Here is a 19,785-nt window from a genome sequence, read left to right as displayed (position 1 = left end):
TTTATGTCAGGCTTTGACACCCTGCAACGGCGGCAACTTCGCCAGCTTCAACGCCACCAGAAGGGCAATCAGCAACAAAGCGCCAATAAACAGGCCGATGCCGTTCCACCCGCCCAGATGCCAGAACACCCCGCCCGCCGTCCCGGCAATGCTCGACCCGGCGTAATAACTGAACAGATACAGCGACGACGCCTGACCCTTGGCCGTCAACGCGCGCCGGCCGATCCAGCTGCTCGCCACCGAGTGCGCGGCGAAGAAGCCGAAGGTGAACACCAGCATGCCGATGATGACCAGCAACAGCGGCGTGAACATCGTCAGCGCGAGCCCGGCGAACATCAGCGCAATCGTCGCCCAGAGCACTTTGCGCCGCCCCAGTTTGTCCGCCAGCGAACCGATCTTCGCCGAGCTGTAGATCCCCGACAGGTAGACCACCGAGAGCAATCCGACAAATACCTGATCGAGGTTGTACGGCGCAGCCAGCAAGCGGTAGCCGATGTAGTTGAACAGCGTGACAAACGCGCCCATCAGCACGAACGCTTCAAGAAACAGCAGCGGCAGGCCGGCGTCGCGAAAGTGCATGGTGAAGCCGTCGAGCAGGCTGCGCGGGTGCAGCGAGCGGGCGCGGAAGTTGCGCGACTCCGGGAGGATCTTCCAGAACACCGCCGCCGCGACCAGCGCCAGACCGCCGATCACCAGCATCGCCGTGTGCCAGCTGACGAAGTCGATCAGCACGCCAGTTATCAAGCGTCCGCTCATCCCGCCGATCGCGTTGCCGCCGATGTATAAACCCATCGCCAGGCCGATGTGTTGAGGATGGATTTCTTCGCTCAGATAGGTCATCGCCACCGCTGCCAGACCGCTCAATGACAGGCCGATCAATGCGCGCATGATCAGCACGCCGTGCCAGCTCGGCATCATCGAACTGGCGATGGTGCATAGCGCGGCAGCGAACAATGCCGCGACCATCACCGGTTTACGGCCGATGCGGTCGGAGATCGGCCCGGTGATCAGCAGGCCGAAGGCCAACATGCCGGTTGCCACCGAGAGGATCAGACTGCTCTGCGCCGCGTTGATCCCGTATTCGTGGGACAGCAGCGGCATCATCGGTTGTACGCAGTAGAGCAGGGCAAACGTCGCAAAGCCGCCACAGAACAGCGCCAGCACCGTGAGCATGAATGCCGGCGTGCCTTTTTCGATGTAGATCTCCTGCAGCTCGGCGAGGGTATCGTCGCCGGCAGCGGGCGGGACTTCGTGGGCAAGGGGCGCGACAGCAGTTTTCACTTCAGACCTCGGAAAGCACAGCCGGGCAGGCAATGAAAAAATCATATAGCTGGCTAATGTTTCTATCCAATATATTGTTCGACCTTTTTGATAGCTTCAGCGACCTAATGGAAATCCTATGGAACTGCGTCATCTGCGTTACTTCATCGCAGTCGCCGAAGAACTGCATTTCGGCCGGGCCGCACAGGTGCTGGGCATCTCCCAGCCACCACTGAGCCAACAGATTCAGGCGCTGGAGCAACAGCTCGGCGCGCGCTTGTTCGAGCGCACCAATCGTCGGGTCGAGTTGAGTGAAGCGGGCAGGCTGTTTCTGCAGGAGGCGCGGCTGGTGCTGGCGCAGGTCGACAAGGCCGCGGATGTTGCCCGGCGTGCGCAACTTGGTGAGCTGGGTGAGTTGAAGATTGGTTTCACTTCGTCGGCGCCGTTCAACTCGACCATTCCGCAGGCGATTTTTTCCTTTCGTCAGCGCTTTCCGGCGGTGCATCTGAATTTGCGCGAAATGAGCAGCACCATGGTCGCCGATGCTCTGGTGGACGAGTCGATCGAAGTCGGCATCATGCGCCCGCTGGGATTGCCAGATTCACTGAGTGTTGTGGAGTTGATGCGCGAGCCATTGGTGGCGGTGCTCAGTTCCAAGCATCCACTGGCCCAAAGTAGCGATGAAGGTCTGTTTCTATCGGCGCTGGCGCTGGAACCGTTCGTATTTTTCCCGCGCAGCTATGGCAGCGGGCTCTATGCGCAACTGCTAAACTTGGCCCGTGACGCCGGCTTCAGCCCGCACTTCGCTCAAGAGGCTGGTGAGGCGATGACCATTATTGGTCTGGTGGCGGCGGGCTTGGGTGTATCGGTGCTGCCAGCGTCCTACCAACGCATGCGCATCGACGGCGTGGTCTACCGTCCGCTGCTCGATCCCGAAGCGATTTCGGCGGTGTGGCTGGTGCAGCGCAAAGACCAGAAATCGCCGATGGCCAAGGCGTTTGTCGAACTGCTGACGCGCAAGGTTGAACCGCTGACGGTGTGAAGGCGGCTGGCGCTTTCGCGAGCAGGCTCGCTCCCACAGGGAAACGCATTCCAAGGTGGGAGCGAGCCTGCTCGCGAAGGCGTCGGCCCAAACATCACAGATTTCAGGGCAACCGCACCAAATCCCCCTTCAAAGCCACCCGGGTAACAAAAACTCCTGCCCTGCACTCGTAGGTATTCAAATCCTTGCGCACATGCTGGTCGTAGTAACTGACGATATTCACAACCGCATTCGCCCCGACCCGCTTGGCATCAGCCTGCAATTTGATCAGATTCGACTGCAACACCCATTCACACGAAGCCTGATCGCTCTTGTTGAAGCCGTTGGTTTTCAAATCACTGACCACCCCTTGGCGCAGCAACTGCTGAGTGCCCTGCGGCCCGTTGCCGATCAGGTAGAACTTCACACTGCCGTCCAGTCGCCCGGCGCGAATCGCGTCCGACAGCACGGTTTCGAAAGGCATGTACATGAGGTTGGTGGCATGGCTGGCACTTGGCAGCAGGGCGATAAGCGCAGCGGCCATCAGGGCTTTCACTTGCATGGTCATCTCCTTTGACGGTGAAAGAGACTGCGAGGGCAGGTTACGGTGCTGCGACCTGCATCAGCGAGTGTAGATGCTGTTCAATCAGCGCAAAAAAAGGGCGCCAAACGGCGCCCTTTGTCATTTCTGGCGCTTACTGAACCTTCGCCAGATCACCCTTCAACGCAACGCCCGCCATGATCGCGCCGGCGTGGCATTCGTAGGTTTGCGCGTCCTTGCGCTCGTTGCGCTTGTAGAAGCTGACGATGTTGGTCACGGCGTTGGCGCCGGCGTTTTTCGCGGCCTGGTGCAGGCTGATGATTGCCGATTGGGCAACCCATTCGCAGGCGACTTCGTCGGACTTGTTGAAGGCGTTGGTTTTCTTGTTGGTCACGGCGTCGGCGCTGACCACGGTGACTTTACCGGCCGGGGTGTTGCCGGCCAGATAGAATTTCACGCTGCCATCGATCTTGCCGGAGCGGGTGGCTTCGGCGACGGCTTTGTCGAATGGCAGGTAGACCGCCGTGTCGCGGGCCTGGCTGACCGCTGGCAGGGCGCAGAGCAGCAGGGTAACGGCGGCGAATTTCTTGAAGTGCATGTAGGTCTCCTTGACCTGGATTGATTCGGTTATGCCCAGCGGCGGAAGATCAACGAAGTGTTGACGCCACCGAAAGCGAAGTTGTTGTTCATCACGTAATCGTGGTGCATCTGACGAAACTCGCCGCGCAGGTAATCGAGCTTGCCGCAGTGCGGGTCGACCTCGTCGAGGTTGAAGGTGTGCACATAGCGGTCGCTGTTGAGCATCTCGATGCTGAACCATGACTCCAGCGCACCGCAGGCACCGAGGGTGTGGCCGAGAAAACTCTTCTGCGAGCTGATCGGCATGTGTTCGCCGAACAGGCTGCTGGTGGCCAGGGTTTCGGCGATGTCGCCCTGCTCGGTCGCGGTGCCGTGGCCATTCACATAGCCGATGGCGTCGGGGCGGAGGCCGGCATCTTCCAGGGCCAGCTCCATGGCGCGGCGCATGGTGACCTGTTCCGGGCGGGTCGTGTGCTGGCCGTCGGCGTTGCTGCCGAAACCGACGATTTCCGCGTGAATGTGCGCGCCACGGGCGAGGGCGTGTCCCAGCTCTTCAAGCACCAGCATGCCGCCGCCTTCGCCGATCACCAGACCGTCGCGGCCCTTGTCGTACGGGCGTGGGCTGGTCTGTGGTGCATCATTTTTCAGGCTGGTGGCGTAGAGCGCGTCGAACACCATGGCTTCAGTCGGGCACAGCTCTTCGGCGCCGCCGGCGAGCATCAATGGCAGGCGGCCGAACTTGATTGCCTCGTAGGCGTAGCCGATGCCCTGGCTGCCGCTGGTGCAGGCGCTGGAGGTGGGGATCAGGCGGCCGGTGAGGCCGAAGAAAATGCTGATATTGGCAGCGGTGGTGTGCGGCATCATCCGCACATAGGAGTTGGCGTTGAGCCCCTCGGCCACCGAGTTGAGCAGCATGTTGCCGAAGGCTTTGATCTCGTCAGTGCTACCGGTAGATGAACCACAAGCGACGCCCATGCGCCCGTCCTTGATCGATTCGTCACCGAGCAGGCCAGCATCGGCCAGAGCCTTTTCTGCTGCGCCGACCGCCAGTCGCGAAACCCGGCCCATGCTGCGCAACTGCTTGCGGGTCCAGTGCGACGGTACGAGAAAATCATCGATAGGCCCGGCCAGACGTGTGTTGAGTTCAGTGAAGCGATCCCACTCGTCCATCCGGCGAATGCCGCTGCGATTGGCCGCGAAATTGCCGGCAATGGTCGGCCAGTCGCTGCCCAGAGAGGTGATGCCGGCCATGCCGGTGACGACGACGCGTTTCATCAGCACAGGCCTCCGTTGACCGCCAGCACCTGGCGGGTGATGTACGAGGCTTCCGCCGACATCAGGAAATTCACCGCAGAGGCCACTTCTTCAGGGGTGCCCATGCGTTGCGCGGGGATCATTTTCATCAGTTCCTCCACCGGCACGTTTTCGTCGAGCATGGCCGTGTCGATCAGGCCAGGGGCGACGCAGTTAACGGTGATTTTGCGCTTGCCCAGCTCGATCGCCAATGCCTTAGCGGCGCCAATCACCCCGGCCTTCGAAGCGCTGTAGTTGACCTGGCCACGGTTGCCGATCAGGCCCGAAACCGAAGTAATGCACACGATGCGTCCGGCGGCGCGACGACGGATCATCGGCATCATCACCGGGTGCAGGACGTTGTAGAAACCGTCGAGGTTGGTGCGCAGGACCACGTCCCAATCGTCATCGCTCAGCGCCGGAAACGCGCCGTCGCGAGTCAGCCCGGCGTTGAGTACCACGCCGTAATAGGCGCCATGGTTTTCGACGTCGGCCTCGAGAATGCTTTTGCAGGTTTCACGGTCGGCGACGTCGAATTGCAGAATGCGTGCGCGGCGACCCAATGCTTCGATTTCGGCCTGCACCGCTTGGGCTTCGGTCATGCCGCTGCGGCAATGCAGGACGATGTCGTGCCCGGCTTGCGCCAGACGCAAGGCAATGGCGCGGCCGATGCCACGGCTGGAGCCGGTGACCAGTACGGATTCAGTCATCGTGCGACTCCTTTGTCTGTTGCAGATATTGGTTGGCATGCGGCGGACGGAACACGTTCAGCCGGGCGCTGGCATGAATGCCGTCACCGTGGATGTGACATTCGAATACGCCCATGCCGTTGTCGTCTTCCAGTGAGCGCAGGCCGTGGATGGTCAGCACGCTGCCAGGCGCAAAGGCTTCGACGTTGCACTCGAATTTGCGCGTGCCGAGGAGAAAGCCCAGCTCCGGCGGATTGCCTTTCTGCCGGGCGTGGCAACCGGCGAAAGCGGCGACGCTCTGCGCCATCAGCTCGACGCCGACCCACGCCGGCAGGCTGCCGTCGGGCAGGTTGAACAGGCCGTCGGGCTTGACCGTGAGGCGGGTGAAAATCTGCTCATCGTCGAAGCGCTCGATCGCGTCGATCAGAATCATGTCGCCGGCATGCGGCAGCAGTTCGGCGAGCGGCCAGTGGCTCATGGGGCGTCTCCGATAATCAGGCTGACGTTGTTGCCGCCGAAGGCAAACGAGTTGCTCATCAGGTAGCGCGGTGCAATGGACGTCAGGCGTTCGCTCGCGGTCACCCACTTGAGCGGCGGCAGCGCGGGATCGGCCTGGCCGTCCCAGATATGCGGCGGTAACGCCTGCTCAGGGTTGTCGGCACTCAGGCTCAGCCAGCAGAACGCCGCTTCCAGCGCGCCGGCAGCGCCGAGGGTGTGACCGGTCAGCGGCTTGGTTGACGAGCAGGCGACGCCTTGGGGAAACAGCGCCGCGACCGCCAGACTTTCCATCGCGTCGTTGTGCTGGGTCGCGGTGCCGTGCAGGTTCAGGTAGTTGATTTGCGCGGCTTGCAGATGCGCGCGGCCAAGGGCTTTCTGCATCGCTTGCAGAGCGCCGCGACCGCTCGGCTCCGGCGCGGAGATATGGTGCGCATCCGAGCTGGCGCCCGTCCCCAGCAGGGCGATTCCCGGGCCTTCGCCGCGCTGTTTGCTCATCACGAACAGCACCGCTGCTTCGCCGATATTGATGCCTTTGCGGTTGGCGGAAAACGGATTGCAGCGCTCATCTGAAACGGCTTCCAGCGATGAGAAACCGTTCAGCGTGAGCTTGCACAGACTGTCGACGCCGCCGCACAGTACCGCGTCGCACAGGCCCAGATCGAGCAGGCGCTGAGCGCTCATCAGCGCGCGGGCGCTGGAGGTACAGGCGGTGGAAATCACGTAGGCCGGGCCGCTCAGCTGCAGCCATTCGGCGAGAAAATTCGCCGGGGCGCCGAGTTCCTGCTGGCGATAGTCGTACTCGTGGGGAAATTGCTGTTCGCGGATGTAATGCGCCAGACCCCGGCTGGCCTCGTCGATGCCTGAGGTGCTGGTGCCGAGCACCACGCCTATGCGCTCGCGGCCGAAGGTCTGGATCGCACGATCGATGTCGTCTCGAATCTGCAGCGCGGCTTCCAGCAACAGCTGATTGTTGCGACTGCTGTGCTCGACCAGGTCCGCAGGGATCGCCGCCAATTCACCGTGTACGCCAGCCACAGGCAGTTCACGTTCGGCGACCCAGCCGGACTCGCGGCGCATCCCCGAACAGTCGCCGGCGAACAGATTGCGCGCGACTTCAGACTTGTCGCGGCCCAGGGCGCAGATCACGCCGAGGGCATTCAGGTAAGCGGTCATGGCGTCGATTCACCTAACTGGGAAACGCGATAGTGCGGGCCTTGGGGCAGATTCAATTGGAAGCTCAACGGTTGTGAATAGCGGATGTTCCAGCGCGCCGGCAGTGAACGCTGATCGGCCTGTTGTCGGGCGTCGGGATAATTGCGCAGCAGCTCGGCAGGAGGCGTCAAGGCGAACAGCAGTGCGGCGAACAACTCCCGCGCTTCCGGGTTCGGCGGCAGCAGACCGTCGGCCTGCCAGTGCCCGTCGATCAGTTGCTGGCGGGCCTGGGGAATGCCCAGCGGATCCATCATCGACCAACGCGTGCCGGCGCCTTCGCGCTGGATCACCAGCAGCCAGTCCTGACGCTGCCCGGCTTGCTCGCGCTCAATGTGCAGTTGCAGCGGCAGAGGCAGCGTCGGGTTGGCCGCTGGTAGCGGTGGCTGGCTGGCGCAGGCGCTCAACAGCAAGGCTGACAAAACGATCGCCAGCCACGCAGCAAACCCTGTGGGAGCGAGCCTGCTCGCGAATGCAATCTGACATTCGCCACTTTGGCTGACTGATACACCGCTTTCGCGAGCAGGCTCGCTCCCACAGGGTTTCAGGTGTTCAGATCGATAGCCGTACATCAGACAGATTCCTGCAATGGCTTGCGCGCGACGACATTCACCAGCGTCTCTTCACGCTCACCGAATGGCTTGGGTTTGCTCAACCCCAGCCGCTCCAGCAAACCAAAATCCTTCGACCGGCTCCACCACAGATACGGGTAGGACACATTGCGCTCGGCAAACTCGAAGCCCTGCTCGCGAATCATCTGCAGGTAGCCGGCGGCGCTCTTCTGCACATGCATCGGATGGCGGAACAGCCAGCGAATCACCCAGGTATCAATGTAAGCCTCGGTGGATTCGGCGAACAGCAGATAGCCGCCTGGCTTGAGCACGCGATAGAACTCGGCCAAGGCCTTTTCCTGCTCGACCAGATGATGGAAGGTCTGGTGGCAGAACAGCAGGTCGACGCTGGCATCGGCGACGTTGAGCGTGGCGCAATCGCTGCCGATCAACTCGACTGGCATGCCCAGGCGGGTGGCCTCTTCGGCGCTGAGTTGCAAACTGTGCGGGTCGGCGTCGACGCCGATCAGTCGCTGCGGGGCGAAGGTCTGACGCAGGTGGCCGAAGGACTTGCCCTGACCGCAACCGGCGTCGAGCAGCACCGGGTGTTCCGGCAGCGGCTCACTGAATAATCCACGCAGATCATTGATCGCCACGCGCAGCACATGGTGCTGCCAGGTGTGGCTGCGCAAGAACCAAAGACCGAAGCGGGTTTCCTCTACGTAACTGTCGCTCAAGTAATTCATGAGGCGTCCTGCGCGCAGAGTTGGGAAATCATCTTCAGCCGGCGCCGCGCTTCACTGACGAACGGGTTGCGCTCGTCCCAGGCATAACCGGCGAGGATCGAGCAGATCATCCGGCGAATCTCCGCCTGGCTGTCCTCATAGAAAATCACGTCCTGGAAGGTGCCGGCGTACCAGCCTTCGACGTAGCAACGGAAGGTATCGACGCCGCGTTTCAACGGTTCGGCAAATTCGCTTTGCCAGTCCACCGCTTCCCCCTGCAACTGACGGTGCAGCACGCCGGCGGCCATGCTCGCCGAACGCATGGCGATGGTCACGCCGGAGGAGAACACCGGGTCGAGGAATTCTGCGGCGTTGCCCAGCAGCGCAAAGCCCGGGCCGTGCAGGGTTTTCACGTTGGCCGCATAGCCGCCGAGGGTGCGCGCCGGGGTGTCCCAGACCGCGTTGTTCAGAACCCCGGCGAGGCTTGGCGTCTCGGCGATAAAACTGCGCAGGCAGGCATCGAGGTCGCTGTCGCGGCCCTGGAAATGTTCCTCAGCCGCGACCACGCCCACCGAGCAGCGGCCGTTGCTGAACGGGATGGTCCAGAACCACACATCGCGATGCTCGGGATGGGTGGTGACGAGGATCTTTTCGCGGTCGAACGCCGGATTGTCGATGTGATCTTCGACATGGGTGAACACGGCCTGACGCACCGGGAAATTCGAAGGTGCTTCGAGGTCGAGCAAGCGCGACAGCACGCGGCCGTAGCCGCTGGCGTCCAGGACGAAATTGGCTTCGACGCGATACTCGCTGCCATCTTCGCGGCGCACATCGAGTTGTGGTTTCGCCTGATCGAAATCGACGCTGACAATCGCATCGCCATAACGGATTTCCGCACCTTGCAATGCTGCTTGATCGGCCAGCAACTTGTCGAAGTCGGCGCGCTGCACCTGGAACGTGGTCGGCTTGCCGGCGGTGAAAGTGTCGCCAAAATCGAAAGCGCTGTAGCGCTCGCCCCAGGCAAACGCCGCGCCGGTCTTGCGCTGGAACCCGGCGGCGTTGACGGCGTCGAGCATACCGGCTTCTTCGACGAAATCCAGGCAGTGGCTGAGCAGGCTCTCGCCGATGGAGAAGCGTGGGAAGTGCTGGCGCTCGAGCACCAGCACATCGTGGCCCTTGCGCTTGAGCAGGGCAGCGGCGATAGCACCGGACGGGCCGGCACCGATGATCACGACCTGACGGGATTCCATTTCAACGATTGGCACGTGAGCTCCGGGGCAAGGGACTGTTCAGATTCAGGGGCGCGCGATGCAGGCCGATAAGGGCCGGCAGTAGCGTCGCGATCAGGCCCATCAGCATCAGCGCGAAATACAGCGCCGGGGTGATGAGCTGTTGTTGCAATAGCAGATTGAGAAAGACGATTTCGCTCAGGCCGCGAATGTTCAGCAGCACGCTTTCGCGCCAGCGGCTGGCGCCAGCGAACGAGGCGCCCGCCCAACCGAGGCCGAGCCAGTTGCCCAGCAGTTTACTGGCAATCGGCAACAGCAGCAGCGCCGCCCATTGCCCGGCGTCGAGGCTGGCGAGGGCGCTGTGCACGTCGATCTGAACGATGCCGAACGTGAGGATCAGCGGGATCGCGATCCATGTCTGCAAACGGCTCATCCAGCGCGCCGGCAACGGCAGCACCAACGGCACTTTCAACAGCGCCATGCACAGCAGGTAGCCGATGCCGAAAATCAGCGCGTTGAGTTTGTAATGCTCGGCCATCACCAGCAACGCGAAGAAGCCGAGGCTGTAAGTCAGCGGGCGACGCACGCGCAGCAGGTGCAAAAGCAGCGGCACGCCGGCCATGGCCACAGGCAGCAACAGGCTGCTCAGGTGCAGGCTGCCCTGGGCGAGGCCGAACAGCGTCCAGCAGGTCAGATCGATAAGGATCGCGGTTTGCACCAGCCGCCGCGTGGCAGCGGGCGGGTAATCGATATGACGCAGATACAGGTACAACACCGGGATCGCGGTAATCGCGAAGACCAGTCCGATGGCCAATGCGTTGAACCACGGCTGCGACGGCAGCAACCAGTACGCAACCGCCAGCCCGCAAGCGAACGGCACAGCGAAACTCGGCACAGCGATTTTTACGCTCTGGCGATCCAGACGCAGATCGATGACATCGCTGAGGATGTGCCCGAGCAGCAAGGCGAAGCTCAGGCTGTAGAGATCTTTCAGCCAGTCCGGGGCGATCAGTTGTGCGCCGCTGAGCTGCCAGCCCGGCTCGATCCAGAAATACATCAGCAACGGCAAACCGAAGCTCGCCAGCAGCAACTGACTGACGATCGGAATCAGGCCGAAGTGACGGCCGACACGAGTCGCCAGCGCAAACAGCGCCAAGGCCAGCAACCAGAAGCCGAAGACCATCATGCCGCTGGCTCCGCAACCGGTTCATGGCGCCCGGCCCACGGCGCGAGCATGAAGCTGAACGCCAGGCCGAGGCTCACCGACAGACCGAAATTGCTCACCGCCGGGGTGCTGGACACCGCCAGCAGGCCGAACGATAGCCACGTGGTGACGGCGGCGAGCAAGGTGCCGAGCAGGCTCACCGCCGCGCCGCCCACCTGTTCGCGCATGAGGATTGCGTAATCGACGCTGATCGCCGTCACCAGCAACAGGCCGAACAGGCTGAACAGGGTCAGTGGCTGACCGAGCCAGCCAAGGCTGGCCAGACTGCACAGCGCCGCCAGCAGCGGCAGGGCGACGATACGCAGGGCGCCGGTCAGGCCGAACGGCAGCATCAGCACCAGCACGATCAACACGCAGGAGGCCAGTTTCAGTTCGGCGGCGCTGATCTGCGTGGCGGCGAACACCTTGTTCAGATCACCGAGGCGATCGACCAGCACCACTCCCGGCAAATCGAGCGCCTGCACGCGCAACAACGACGGATTGTTCAAGCCCTGCAAACTGGTCATCGCTGCGACGCCGTCTTCAGTCGGTCCAAGCCACAGTGTCCGATACGGCTCACCGAGCGGGCCGGCCAGCGCGGCGTCGATGTCTTCGGCGGGCAGGGTCTGCAACTGCTGCAATTCATTTTGCAACGCAGCCGCCGGCACGCCGAGATCGAGCAGCGGTTGCCAGAACGACGGCAGCTTGTTCAGTGATTCGCGCACTTGCTGTTGCTGGCTCGGCGCGCTGACCAGTTGATCAAGGGCCAGATAGCCTTGCAGTTTGTCGAGGTTGACCAGTTGCTGCAGCCGTTCGCTCAGCGCTGCCTGGCGCTCAAGCAATTGCTCCTGATTGGCAGCGCGGATCAGGAAGAACTGGCTGGTCGGTTGAAAACCGGTGATGCGCGCGATGGTCTGCGCTTCGTCGGTCAGATGCTGCGGCGCGCCAACCCATTGGCGAATGTCGTTTTTGCTCTGCAACTGCATCAGTCCGCCGACGCAGAAGGCGATCAGCAGGGCCAGCAGCGCGGGCGTGCGTATGCAACCGAGCAACGCCTCACGCAGATGAATCAGGCGCTCGGCCAGACGCAGCGGCCATTGCGCCGGGCGCAGTTCGACATTTTTCAGCAGCGCCGGCAGCAGGCAGACCGCCGACAGATAGGCGCCGAGCAAACCGGCCGCAGAGAACACCGCGATCTGCGTCAATGCCGGGAACGGAGTCCAGGCCAAGGCCAGATAACCGATAACGCTGGTGATCAGGCTCAGGGTCAGCCCCGGCAACGTCAGGCGCAGGGCCGGCCAACTGCGCCACGGCTTGAGGCTCCAGCTCTTGGACAGATAGTGCAGCGGGTAATCGACGGCGACGCCGATCAGACTCGAACCGAGCACCAGCGTCATCACATGCATGTGGCCGAACAGCGCCACGCAGGCCACCGCGCCGAACAGCATGCCGACCAGCACCGGAACAAATGCCAGCAGCACGCCCCAGCGGCGAAACGCCAACAGCAGCAACAGCAGAATGCCGACCGTCGCACCACCGCCGACCCAGGTCATCTCCCGGGTGGCTTGTTGCTGGCCGTTGGCGGCGTAGAGCAGGCCACTGGCGGCGAGCAACTGCACGTCGCCTTTCGCCGCCTGTTCGCGGCTGTGCTTGAGTAGCTCTGCCACTTGCAACGGCAGGTTCATGTCGAAGGCATTGCCGGTGGTGCGCGCACGCAACATCACCCAGCTCTTGCCGTCGGCATCGGCGACCAGTGCGCCGCTGCCAATGTCCAGTTGCACTGCGCCATGTTTCGGCTGGCTGTTCTGGATGCGTCCGGTCAGGCCCAGCCAGTCGTCCTGGCTCGGCACCAGGGTAAAGCCGCTGAACGGATCGAACAGCGCCTGCACCCGCTGCTGGATGAACGCGTCGGGGTGCTTGCTGAGTAGCTGCCGATCATCCGCCGAGAGCATCGCAAGGCGTCCTTGCAGCAATTGCTTGCGCAGCGCCGGCAAGTCGGCTTGCAGGTTCCACTGCACGGTTTCGAACAGACCGCTGGCCTGCCATTGTTCGCCCAGTTGTTGGGCCATGGTCAGCGCTTGCTGGCGATCGGCGTGGCCGACCAGCACCAGCATTTCGCGATTGAGCGGTTCTTGCATGCGCTGTTCGGCGCGCAACTCCAGCGCGTCTGGATTGGTCCCGGGTACCAGCTCCATGAGATTGGCCGACAGCGGCGCACCGTCGCGCCACTGCCAGGCAGCCAGCGCGACGACGGCCAGCAGCAGGCTCAGAAACAGCCAGGGCAGCTTGCGTTCACTCGGCAAAGTCATGTTGCTCCGCTTCGCTCAAGGGTTGCTCGGCCGTGCTGTCCTGCATGCGCAGCAGGGTGCTGTCGCCTTGGGTTTCCAGCAGCTCGATGGTTTGCACAAGGGCGCCGCCATCGATATTGATCTGCTGGAACACTTGCTTGAGCAGCATCGAACGCGGCGTCAGGGTCAGTTGCCACTGCTGCGCCGTGCCGCTCAGGGCCAGTTCGAAATCGCGCTGCAAACCGCTGCTGTCACCTTGCAGCACGGCGAGGAACAAACGGTTCTGCTCGGCACCGGCGCTCTTGTTCGGCAGGAGTTGCCAGCCATTGGTGTCACGGCGGGCGATGCCATTGGCGGTGATGCGGTAATCCTGTTGCAGCGGAGTTTTCAACAGCCACAGCAGGCCATGATTTTTCGCGAGGACGAAGCTGCCCTTGCTGATCAGCGGCTGCGGCAGGGCGCGCAGGTGTTTTTCCTGAGTGAACTGGCCGTGGATAACATCCGGTTTCGCCAGTTGTTCACTGAGTTGTTGCAGGTCGAAGGCATAGGCCCATGACGACACGGCCAGCAGCGCCAACGCGCCGAGGCTTCTGAAAAACACATTCATCGCAGCATCCTTTCCACGGCATCGGTGAAGACTTTTGGTGAGGCCAGTTGCATCTCGCGGCGGCTGACTTCCACAGCGACTTGCACAGAGCTTGCGCGGGTCAGGCGCTCGCCGGTCTGCAGGTCGCTGATCAGGTAATTGATCTTCAGACGGTTTTCCCACTCGATCAGGCTGGCGCGCACGTTCAGCCGTTGGCCGAACACCGCGCTGCGCACGTAGCGCAATTGCAGATCGATGATCGGCCAGGCGTAACCCGACTCGACCATGTGCGTGTAGTTGTGGCCGATCTTGTCCAGCAACGCGCAGCGCGCCACTTCGAGGTATTTGACGTAATGGCCGTGCCAGACCACGTGCATGGTGTCGACGTCGAAAAACGGCACGAGAATCTCGGTATCGGCGTGAAGCACTCCGGCACTACGCATGCAGCCTCCAGTGTTGCGCGGCGATGCGTTGCAGGCACAGGCGCAGTTCGCCTTCCAGGGCGCGGTCTTCGATGACCGGCGGGAAGTCCTTGCCCAGCTCTTCGTGCATCGCTGCCAGTGCCGGCGGCAGCGGGCGCGCATCGGCGGCTTGAGCGCGCAGCCACACGCCCTGATTGGCGGCGAGCAGCGTGGCGGCGGCGACCTGTTCGGTCAGCTCCAGCACGCGAATCGCATCACGGGCGGCGATGGTGCCCATGCTCACCTTGTCCTGGTTGTGGCACTCGGTGGAGCGCGAGAACACGCTGGCCGGCATGGTGTTTTTCAGTGCTTCGGCGGTCCAGGCGCTGGTGCCGATCTGCACCGCTTTGAAGCCGTGATTGATCATGGCCCGATCGGCTGGCGCGCCGGAGAGGTTGCTTGGCAAGCCGTGGTTGTAGCGCTCGTCGACCAGCAACGCCAATTGCCGATCGAGCAGATCGGCGACGTTGGCCACGAGGTTTTTCAGGCTGTCCATAGCGAACGCAATGTGCCCGCCGTAGAAGTGCCCGCCATGCAGAACGCGCTCGGCTTCGGCATCGATGATCGGGTTGTCGTTGGCGCTGTTCAGCTCGGTTTCGATGAAGCCGCGCAGCCAGTTCAGGCTGTCGGCCAGCACGCCGAGCACATGCGGCGCGCAACGCAGCGAATAACGATCCTGCAGACGATGCAGTGGCGCGGTCGGCGCGTCGATCGCCAGATCCTTGCGCAGCCACGCGGCGACCTGCATCTGCCCCGGGTGCGGTTTGGCGGCGAACAGGCGTTCGTCGAAGTGCTCCGGGTTGCCTTGCAGCGCGACGACGTTGAGCGCGGTGATGCGCGTGGCCAGTTGCAGCAGGTAATCGGCGCGAGCGAAAGCCAGGCAGGCGAGGCCGGTCATCACCGCTGTGCCGTTCATCAGCGCCAGCGCCTCTTTCGGGCGCAGCACCAGCGGTGTCCAGCCGAGCTCGCGATGCACGTCGGCAGCCTGACGACGTTCGCCACGGAACATCACTTCACGCTCGCCGGACAGGGTTGCGGCGACATAGGACAACGGCGTCAGATCGCCGCTGGCACCCACCGAGCCTTCTTCGGGAATCAGTGGCAGGATGTCGTATTCGAGAAACGCATGCAGACGCTCGAGCAGTTCGACGCGCACCCCGGAAACGCCGTGACACAACGACTGCAAACGCGCTGCCAGCACCGCGCGAGTGGCCTGCGCGTCGAGCAGTTTGCCCAGGCCGCAACCATGAAAAGTGTAGAGATGACGCGGCAGCGCCTCGACGTGATGCAGCGGCACCGCGACCACGCAGGAATCGCCGTAACCGGTGGTGACGCCGTAGATCACGCCTTCCTTGTCCAGCAGCGAATCGAGAAACCGCGCGCCTTTGGCGATGCGCTCGCGATAGTCGGCGTCAGCCTGTAACTGCACGGGCGCCTGACGGTTGGCCAGGGCCAGCACGTCTTCGATGCGCAAAGGGCGTTCGCCGAAGGTTACCGGCTCATGGGTTGGCGTCGTCATCGGTCTTCCAGAAAGGGTAAAAGTTGAACCATTGCTGCGGGGCTTCGAGGCAATAGTGACTCAGGCGCTGCGCGTAGCGAGTGGCCCACTGATGAATGACCTGCTCGCGCTCGCGGCGTGTCCACACCACCGCCTCGGCGAACGGTTCAAGGGTCAGGCGATAGTGGTCGTCGGGTTGCTTGAGACACATCAGCAGGTTGACCGGGCACTTGAGCAGGCCGGCCAGCAACCACGGGCCTTGCGGAAATGGCGCCGGATGGCCGAGAAAGTCCACCGTCACGCTGCGCCCGCCGTGCAGCGGCACGCGGTCACCGGCAATCGCCAGCCACTCGCCGCGTTCCAGCCGTTCGTGCAGTTGCAGCATGATCACCGGGTCGAGTTCGCTGACCTGAATCAGGCGCAGATTGGTCGCCCCGGCCTCGCCGAGCAGGCGATTGAATTGCTCGGCGTGCTTGGTGTGCACCAGCACGTTCATGGTGACCTTTTCGCCGATCTCCGCCAGCGCCCGGCACACTTCGAGATTGCCCAGATGCGCGCCGACCAGCAGTTGCCCGCGACTGCCGCGCAACTGCTTGCGCAGCAGCGCCGGGTCGATGATTTCGATCTGCTCGATGCTCAGCTTGCCGTTCCACACGTCGAGCTTGTCGAGCAGCGAATCGGCAAAGGTCATGAACTGGCCAAACACCCGCCAGTGGCTCGGGCGCAGGTCGTCGCGCCGGCTCCACTCAGCCAGCCGCTGCTGGTACTGCCAGGCACTGCGCCGGGCGACGCGGCCGAAGAGGAAAAAATACAGGACGATGCCGTACAGCAACGGGCTGAGCAGGCGCCGGCCGAGGACTTTGGCGGCGAACGCGGTGAATTTCATCAGCAGGAAACTTCCGCGCTCTTCGCGGTCGGCCCAGTGCTTCTTGTCGACTTCTTCGCTCATGGTTTCCACCGCCGCCAGAGGATCACCGGCCAACGCAGCAACATGCCGAAGAACAGCCGCGTGTGCATGCTGGAAATCAGCGCGTTGTCGTGGAACAGGCGGAAGTGCGACACGCCGTCCAGCGGGTAATGCACGCTGGTCTGCAGCCAGCGCATCGGCTGATTGCGCCAGGCCAGCCGCACAAGAATGTCCGAGTCGAAATCCATGCGCTTGCCGACCTTCGCCGAGTCGATCACGGCCAGAGTCGGCGCCAGCGGATAAACACGGAAGCCGCACATCGAATCGCGAATCTGCAACGACAGGGTGTTGATCCAGACCATCACGTGGGTCAGGTAGCGTGCGTACAAACGCCCTTTCGGCACGCTCTCGTCGAACAGCGGATAGCCACAGATCATCGCCTCGGGATGGGCGCGGGATTCGCCGACGAAGCGCGCGACGTCGTGCAAATCGTGCTGGCCGTCGGCATCGACCTGCAAGGCATGGCTGTAACCCAGACGCGAGGCTTCACGCAGACCGGTCATCACCGCGCCGCCCTTGCCCTGATTGGCCGTCAGGCGCACCAGAAAAACCCTGTCGCGCTCGGCCAGGGCGTCGAGCACCCGCGCGCAGGACGGCTCGCTGGCATCGTCCACCAGAATGCACGGCAGACCTTGTGCAAGCAGGGCATCGACCACGGTGGTGATCGCGGTTTCGTGGTTGTACACCGGGATTACGGCGCAGGGGTTATGCATGGGCAGGCCCCAGGAGAATGCGTCCGCTGGAACAGGTCGCCGTGTCGTTGCGATAAGCGAAATACAACTTGCCGCGCTCGGCATCGAAACGCAGATGCAGCTGGATTTCATCACCCGGGCGCACCAGTTGCTGGAATTTCAGCACTTCCATTCCGGCAAACGCGCCGTCCAGCTTCAGCAACTGCCGACCCAGATTCAGCGCCCACTCCACCTGCACCACCCCGGGCAACACCGGCGCCTTGGGAAAGTGCCCGCTGAAGTAGGCCAGGTCCGGCGGCACGCTGAGTTGCAGGCTCCACTCGCCGTCGCTTGCGCTTTGCTCCAGCACTTCGGGGGCTTTGGGTCGCGCGGCCAGCAGCAATGCTTCGACGTCGGCTTGCGCCAGTTTGCCCTGGCTGTTCAATGGCATCTGCCGCAGCAGGCGCCAGCGTCGGGGCAGGGCGAGGGCTTCGCAATGTTGGCTCAGATGTTTGCGCAGGGTTTCGGTCAGGTCGCGGCGACCGTGCTCGCGCAGGGCGAACAGGCCCGATTCGCTGAGCACCAGCAGCGCACCGAGCGAGGCGCGGTTTTCCTGGACCACACCGAGGCGCGCTTCGACGACCCAGTCATGGGCTGCCAAGGCCTGCTCGAGCATCGGCAGCGAGATGCGTTTTTCTTCCAGTTTGACGATGCGGTCCAGTCGCCCCAGCAGTTCGAAGCGACCATCGGCGGCAATGCGCGCGGCATCGGCGCTGTGTTCGACATGGCCGGCAGGCAGGTAAGGCGAGGCGATCAGCAGGGCGCCGTCGCTGTCCTGGCTCAGTTCGACGCCAGCAAACGGCCGCCACAACGAATCGCCCTGACGCCAGGCGATGCCGCCGGTTTCCGAGCTGCCGAGGATTTCCGTCGGCCATTGCTGCAAGCGCTGTTGCAGACTTTGCGCCGCTTCCGACGGCAACGCGCCCCCGGAGGAAAACACCCGGCGCACCGCGCTCAGGGCCGGCCAGTCGAGGTTGTCGCCCATGCGCTTGAGCAGCGCCGGGCTGGCGACCCAGGCGAAGGCCGGGTATTCGCGGCTGGCGCGCTGCAAGTCTTCGGAGAACGCCAGTTGCCGGCGCACGAACGGGCGCCCGGCGCACAATGGCCACAACACGCGAAACAGCAGGCCATAGATGTGTTGCGTGGCGACACTGCCGATGATGCAGGCTTCACCGAGGTCTGCGCCCCACAACTGTTCCAGCGCTTCGACCTCGTTGGCCAATTGGCGCAGGGTCTTGTCGATGCGCTTGGGCTCGCCGCTAGAGCCGGAAGTGCACAGGCTCAGGCGGCATTGATCGAGATCCAGTTGTGCACCGGGCAGTTCGGGCTGAGTGAAGTCGTCCAGCTGTGCATCGCCTGATTGATCGGTCAGCCATAGATCGACTTCCTGCGACCAGCGCTGACGCGTCTGCGCTTGCAGATCCGCCGGCAGCAACACGCTGACGCCGGCACGCCACGCGCCGAGCAGGGCGATGGCGAGGTCGGCGGCATCTTCCAGATGCACGGCCAGCCTTTTCACGCCTTGGCTTTGCAGACCCGCGGCGACGCTCAGGGCCTGCGCTCGCAGTTGCGTGTGATCGAGTGCCGGCGCCTGGCAGATCGCCCGTGCCGGCAGTGCCTTGAGCAACAGCTGCTCAAGTTTTATCCAATTCATGTACGGCCTCTTACCCGTTGTCGTATCAGCCATTCAATGGCAAACATCAGGCCGATCAATCCGTAGGAGATCAGGCCGGTGTACAACATCCACCAATCCAGCGGCGCCCACAGGGTGAGGAGGGCGGCGCACAAACCGTTGCAGAAGAAAAACACGCTCCAGGCCAGCGTGACCTTGCGCGTGTAGCGAATGGCAACCTGCGGCAGCTCCGGCTCACGCAAGCGCGCCAGACGCTCGACCATCGGCGGGCCGAATTTCAGGCTTGCGCCGAACAGCACCAGCATGAATGCGCTGATCAGCACCGGGTACCAGCGCAGCAGCTGCGGGCTGTCGAACACCGCGAGCAGCAGGCAGAAAACCATCGCCACGCACGCCATCCACAGGCTGCCCGGCTTGCGTTCGCCGGTCAGGGCTCGCGCCAGCCACAGGCTGCCCAACAGCAGCGCAAATTGCCACGGGGCGAAATGCTCCATGCCGAAATACACCGCAAAGGGGTACAGCAGACCGGCCAGCAGCAGGCCCAGGCCGATCAGTCGGCTCATGCGGCCGGTTGAACCAGACGGAACACCGCCTCGACCACGTCACCGACGGTGCGCACCGATTTGAACTCTTCGGCGGCGATTTTCTTGCCGGTCTGGCGTTTGATGTGATCGATCAGGTCGACGGCGTCGATGCTGTCGATTTCCAGATCCTGATACAGATTGGCTTCCATGCTTACACGGGCCGGATCCAGTTCGAACAGCTCGACCAGGGCATCGCGCAGGGTGTTGAAAATATCGTCACGAGTTTGCATGGTCCGGT

General features: G+C 62.9%; 21 protein-coding genes. 1 reads left to right on the top strand and 20 read right to left on the bottom strand.

What is annotated here, in order from left to right; genetic code table 11:
- Positions 1-6 precede the first annotated feature (6 nt).
- A complete protein-coding gene (locus tag AC0Z5Z_RS06940; RefSeq protein ID WP_485610904.1) occupies positions 7-1,281 on the bottom strand; it encodes an MFS transporter in 1,275 nt (424 codons plus the stop codon).
- Positions 1,282-1,399: 118 nt separating this feature from the next.
- Here AC0Z5Z_RS06940 and AC0Z5Z_RS06935 point away from each other — a divergent pair, with 118 nt between their 5' ends.
- Positions 1,400-2,302, top strand: a complete 903-nt coding sequence (locus AC0Z5Z_RS06935) for a LysR family transcriptional regulator (protein ID WP_056787362.1) — start codon at positions 1,400-1,402, stop codon at positions 2,300-2,302.
- A 103-nt stretch (positions 2,303-2,405) separates the two neighbouring features.
- On the opposite strand, the gene AC0Z5Z_RS06930 is transcribed toward AC0Z5Z_RS06935, so the two are convergent.
- The 19 genes from AC0Z5Z_RS06930 to AC0Z5Z_RS06840 form a co-directional block, all read right to left on the bottom strand.
- On the bottom strand, positions 2,406-2,843 hold the full coding sequence (locus tag AC0Z5Z_RS06930; RefSeq protein ID WP_024011278.1) for a hypothetical protein: 438 nt from the start codon (positions 2,841-2,843) through the stop codon (positions 2,406-2,408).
- A gap of 133 nt (positions 2,844-2,976) precedes the next feature.
- The gene (locus tag AC0Z5Z_RS06925; protein WP_095181023.1) at positions 2,977-3,420 is read right to left on the bottom strand and encodes an excinuclease; all 444 of its coding nucleotides are present in this window, start codon (positions 3,418-3,420) and stop codon (positions 2,977-2,979) included.
- Positions 3,421-3,449: 29 nt separating this feature from the next.
- A complete protein-coding gene (locus AC0Z5Z_RS06920) occupies positions 3,450-4,676 on the bottom strand; it encodes a beta-ketoacyl-ACP synthase (RefSeq protein WP_252868660.1) in 1,227 nt (408 codons plus the stop codon).
- Positions 4,676-5,404 (bottom strand): 3-oxoacyl-ACP reductase FabG, encoded by a 729-nt coding sequence (gene fabG / locus AC0Z5Z_RS06915; RefSeq protein WP_041477582.1) that lies wholly within the window; start codon positions 5,402-5,404, stop codon positions 4,676-4,678. The genes AC0Z5Z_RS06920 and fabG overlap by 1 nt, the downstream gene beginning before the upstream one ends.
- Positions 5,397-5,861, bottom strand: coding sequence for a hotdog family protein (locus AC0Z5Z_RS06910; protein ID WP_056787367.1), 465 nt, complete (start codon positions 5,859-5,861; stop codon positions 5,397-5,399). Before AC0Z5Z_RS06910 ends, fabG begins: the two co-directional genes overlap by 8 nt.
- Positions 5,858-7,054: a beta-ketoacyl-[acyl-carrier-protein] synthase family protein gene (locus tag AC0Z5Z_RS06905; RefSeq protein WP_485610903.1), complete on the bottom strand. Its 1,197-nt coding sequence runs from the start codon at positions 7,052-7,054 to the stop codon at positions 5,858-5,860. Before AC0Z5Z_RS06905 ends, AC0Z5Z_RS06910 begins: the two co-directional genes overlap by 4 nt.
- On the bottom strand, positions 7,051-7,662 hold the full coding sequence (locus AC0Z5Z_RS06900) for a hypothetical protein (protein ID WP_485610902.1): 612 nt from the start codon (positions 7,660-7,662) through the stop codon (positions 7,051-7,053). Before AC0Z5Z_RS06900 ends, AC0Z5Z_RS06905 begins: the two co-directional genes overlap by 4 nt.
- Positions 7,662-8,387 (bottom strand): class I SAM-dependent methyltransferase, encoded by a 726-nt coding sequence (locus tag AC0Z5Z_RS06895; protein ID WP_125925750.1) that lies wholly within the window; start codon positions 8,385-8,387, stop codon positions 7,662-7,664. The genes AC0Z5Z_RS06900 and AC0Z5Z_RS06895 overlap by 1 nt, the downstream gene beginning before the upstream one ends.
- A complete protein-coding gene (locus tag AC0Z5Z_RS06890) occupies positions 8,384-9,631 on the bottom strand; it encodes an NAD(P)/FAD-dependent oxidoreductase (RefSeq protein WP_353188805.1) in 1,248 nt (415 codons plus the stop codon). The genes AC0Z5Z_RS06895 and AC0Z5Z_RS06890 overlap by 4 nt, the downstream gene beginning before the upstream one ends.
- Entirely contained in the window at positions 9,618-10,781 is a 1,164-nt protein-coding gene (locus AC0Z5Z_RS06885) for a cation:proton antiporter (protein WP_056787377.1), read from the bottom strand. Before AC0Z5Z_RS06885 ends, AC0Z5Z_RS06890 begins: the two co-directional genes overlap by 14 nt.
- Positions 10,778-13,108, bottom strand: a complete 2,331-nt coding sequence (locus tag AC0Z5Z_RS06880; RefSeq protein WP_485610901.1) for an MMPL family transporter — start codon at positions 13,106-13,108, stop codon at positions 10,778-10,780. The genes AC0Z5Z_RS06885 and AC0Z5Z_RS06880 overlap by 4 nt, the downstream gene beginning before the upstream one ends.
- Complete coding sequence (locus tag AC0Z5Z_RS06875; protein WP_485610900.1) at positions 13,092-13,694, bottom strand: outer membrane lipoprotein carrier protein LolA; 603 nt, start codon at positions 13,692-13,694, stop codon at positions 13,092-13,094. The genes AC0Z5Z_RS06880 and AC0Z5Z_RS06875 overlap by 17 nt, the downstream gene beginning before the upstream one ends.
- A complete protein-coding gene (locus tag AC0Z5Z_RS06870) occupies positions 13,691-14,116 on the bottom strand; it encodes an acyl-CoA thioesterase (RefSeq protein WP_485610899.1) in 426 nt (141 codons plus the stop codon). The genes AC0Z5Z_RS06875 and AC0Z5Z_RS06870 overlap by 4 nt, the downstream gene beginning before the upstream one ends.
- The gene (locus tag AC0Z5Z_RS06865) at positions 14,109-15,653 is read right to left on the bottom strand and encodes an HAL/PAL/TAL family ammonia-lyase (protein ID WP_137215151.1); all 1,545 of its coding nucleotides are present in this window, start codon (positions 15,651-15,653) and stop codon (positions 14,109-14,111) included. Before AC0Z5Z_RS06865 ends, AC0Z5Z_RS06870 begins: the two co-directional genes overlap by 8 nt.
- The gene (locus AC0Z5Z_RS06860) at positions 15,634-16,581 is read right to left on the bottom strand and encodes an LpxL/LpxP family acyltransferase (protein ID WP_315435185.1); all 948 of its coding nucleotides are present in this window, start codon (positions 16,579-16,581) and stop codon (positions 15,634-15,636) included. Before AC0Z5Z_RS06860 ends, AC0Z5Z_RS06865 begins: the two co-directional genes overlap by 20 nt.
- Entirely contained in the window at positions 16,578-17,312 is a 735-nt protein-coding gene (locus AC0Z5Z_RS06855; protein ID WP_076565267.1) for a glycosyltransferase family 2 protein, read from the bottom strand. Before AC0Z5Z_RS06855 ends, AC0Z5Z_RS06860 begins: the two co-directional genes overlap by 4 nt.
- Positions 17,305-18,984: an acyl-CoA synthetase family protein gene (locus AC0Z5Z_RS06850; RefSeq protein ID WP_041477594.1), complete on the bottom strand. Its 1,680-nt coding sequence runs from the start codon at positions 18,982-18,984 to the stop codon at positions 17,305-17,307. The genes AC0Z5Z_RS06855 and AC0Z5Z_RS06850 overlap by 8 nt, the downstream gene beginning before the upstream one ends.
- The gene (locus AC0Z5Z_RS06845) at positions 18,981-19,526 is read right to left on the bottom strand and encodes a COG4648 family protein (protein ID WP_041477595.1); all 546 of its coding nucleotides are present in this window, start codon (positions 19,524-19,526) and stop codon (positions 18,981-18,983) included. Before AC0Z5Z_RS06845 ends, AC0Z5Z_RS06850 begins: the two co-directional genes overlap by 4 nt.
- Positions 19,523-19,777, bottom strand: coding sequence for an acyl carrier protein (locus AC0Z5Z_RS06840; RefSeq protein ID WP_041477596.1), 255 nt, complete (start codon positions 19,775-19,777; stop codon positions 19,523-19,525). Before AC0Z5Z_RS06840 ends, AC0Z5Z_RS06845 begins: the two co-directional genes overlap by 4 nt.
- Between the last annotated feature and the right edge of the window lie 8 nt (positions 19,778-19,785).

It is taken from the genome of Pseudomonas sp. 1L-E-NC-VB-C3, assembly GCF_057291535.1.
The sequence above is the reverse complement of the archived record's forward strand: the minus strand, read 5'-3'. Positions and strand labels throughout refer to the sequence as shown.

Bases quoted from the DNA above. Each gene is read 5' to 3' on its own strand.
- AC0Z5Z_RS06905 (WP_485610903.1), bottom strand. From the start codon at position 7,054: ATGACCGCTTACCTGAATGCCCTCGGCGTGATCTGCGCCCTGGGCCGC.
- fabG (WP_041477582.1), bottom strand. From the start codon at position 5,404: ATGACTGAATCCGTACTGGTCACCGGCTCCAGCCGTGGCATCGGCCGC.
- AC0Z5Z_RS06860 (WP_315435185.1), bottom strand. From the start codon at position 16,581: ATGAGCGAAGAAGTCGACAAGAAGCACTGGGCCGACCGCGAAGAGCGC.
- AC0Z5Z_RS06910 (WP_056787367.1), bottom strand. From the start codon at position 5,861: ATGAGCCACTGGCCGCTCGCCGAACTGCTGCCGCATGCCGGCGACATG.
- AC0Z5Z_RS06845 (WP_041477595.1), bottom strand. From the start codon at position 19,526: ATGAGCCGACTGATCGGCCTGGGCCTGCTGCTGGCCGGTCTGCTGTAC.
- AC0Z5Z_RS06930 (WP_024011278.1), bottom strand. From the start codon at position 2,843: ATGCAAGTGAAAGCCCTGATGGCCGCTGCGCTTATCGCCCTGCTGCCA.
- AC0Z5Z_RS06895 (WP_125925750.1), bottom strand. From the start codon at position 8,387: ATGAATTACTTGAGCGACAGTTACGTAGAGGAAACCCGCTTCGGTCTT.
- AC0Z5Z_RS06850 (WP_041477594.1), bottom strand. From the start codon at position 18,984: ATGAATTGGATAAAACTTGAGCAGCTGTTGCTCAAGGCACTGCCGGCA.
- AC0Z5Z_RS06840 (WP_041477596.1), bottom strand. From the start codon at position 19,777: ATGCAAACTCGTGACGATATTTTCAACACCCTGCGCGATGCCCTGGTC.
- AC0Z5Z_RS06885 (WP_056787377.1), bottom strand. From the start codon at position 10,781: ATGATGGTCTTCGGCTTCTGGTTGCTGGCCTTGGCGCTGTTTGCGCTG.
- AC0Z5Z_RS06875 (WP_485610900.1), bottom strand. From the start codon at position 13,694: ATGAATGTGTTTTTCAGAAGCCTCGGCGCGTTGGCGCTGCTGGCCGTG.
- AC0Z5Z_RS06865 (WP_137215151.1), bottom strand. From the start codon at position 15,653: ATGACGACGCCAACCCATGAGCCGGTAACCTTCGGCGAACGCCCTTTG.
- AC0Z5Z_RS06925 (WP_095181023.1), bottom strand. From the start codon at position 3,420: ATGCACTTCAAGAAATTCGCCGCCGTTACCCTGCTGCTCTGCGCCCTG.
- AC0Z5Z_RS06880 (WP_485610901.1), bottom strand. From the start codon at position 13,108: ATGACTTTGCCGAGTGAACGCAAGCTGCCCTGGCTGTTTCTGAGCCTG.
- AC0Z5Z_RS06900 (WP_485610902.1), bottom strand. From the start codon at position 7,662: ATGTACGGCTATCGATCTGAACACCTGAAACCCTGTGGGAGCGAGCCT.
- AC0Z5Z_RS06920 (WP_252868660.1), bottom strand. From the start codon at position 4,676: ATGAAACGCGTCGTCGTCACCGGCATGGCCGGCATCACCTCTCTGGGC.
- AC0Z5Z_RS06855 (WP_076565267.1), bottom strand. From the start codon at position 17,312: ATGCATAACCCCTGCGCCGTAATCCCGGTGTACAACCACGAAACCGCG.
- AC0Z5Z_RS06870 (WP_485610899.1), bottom strand. From the start codon at position 14,116: ATGCGTAGTGCCGGAGTGCTTCACGCCGATACCGAGATTCTCGTGCCG.
- AC0Z5Z_RS06935 (WP_056787362.1), top strand. From the start codon at position 1,400: ATGGAACTGCGTCATCTGCGTTACTTCATCGCAGTCGCCGAAGAACTG.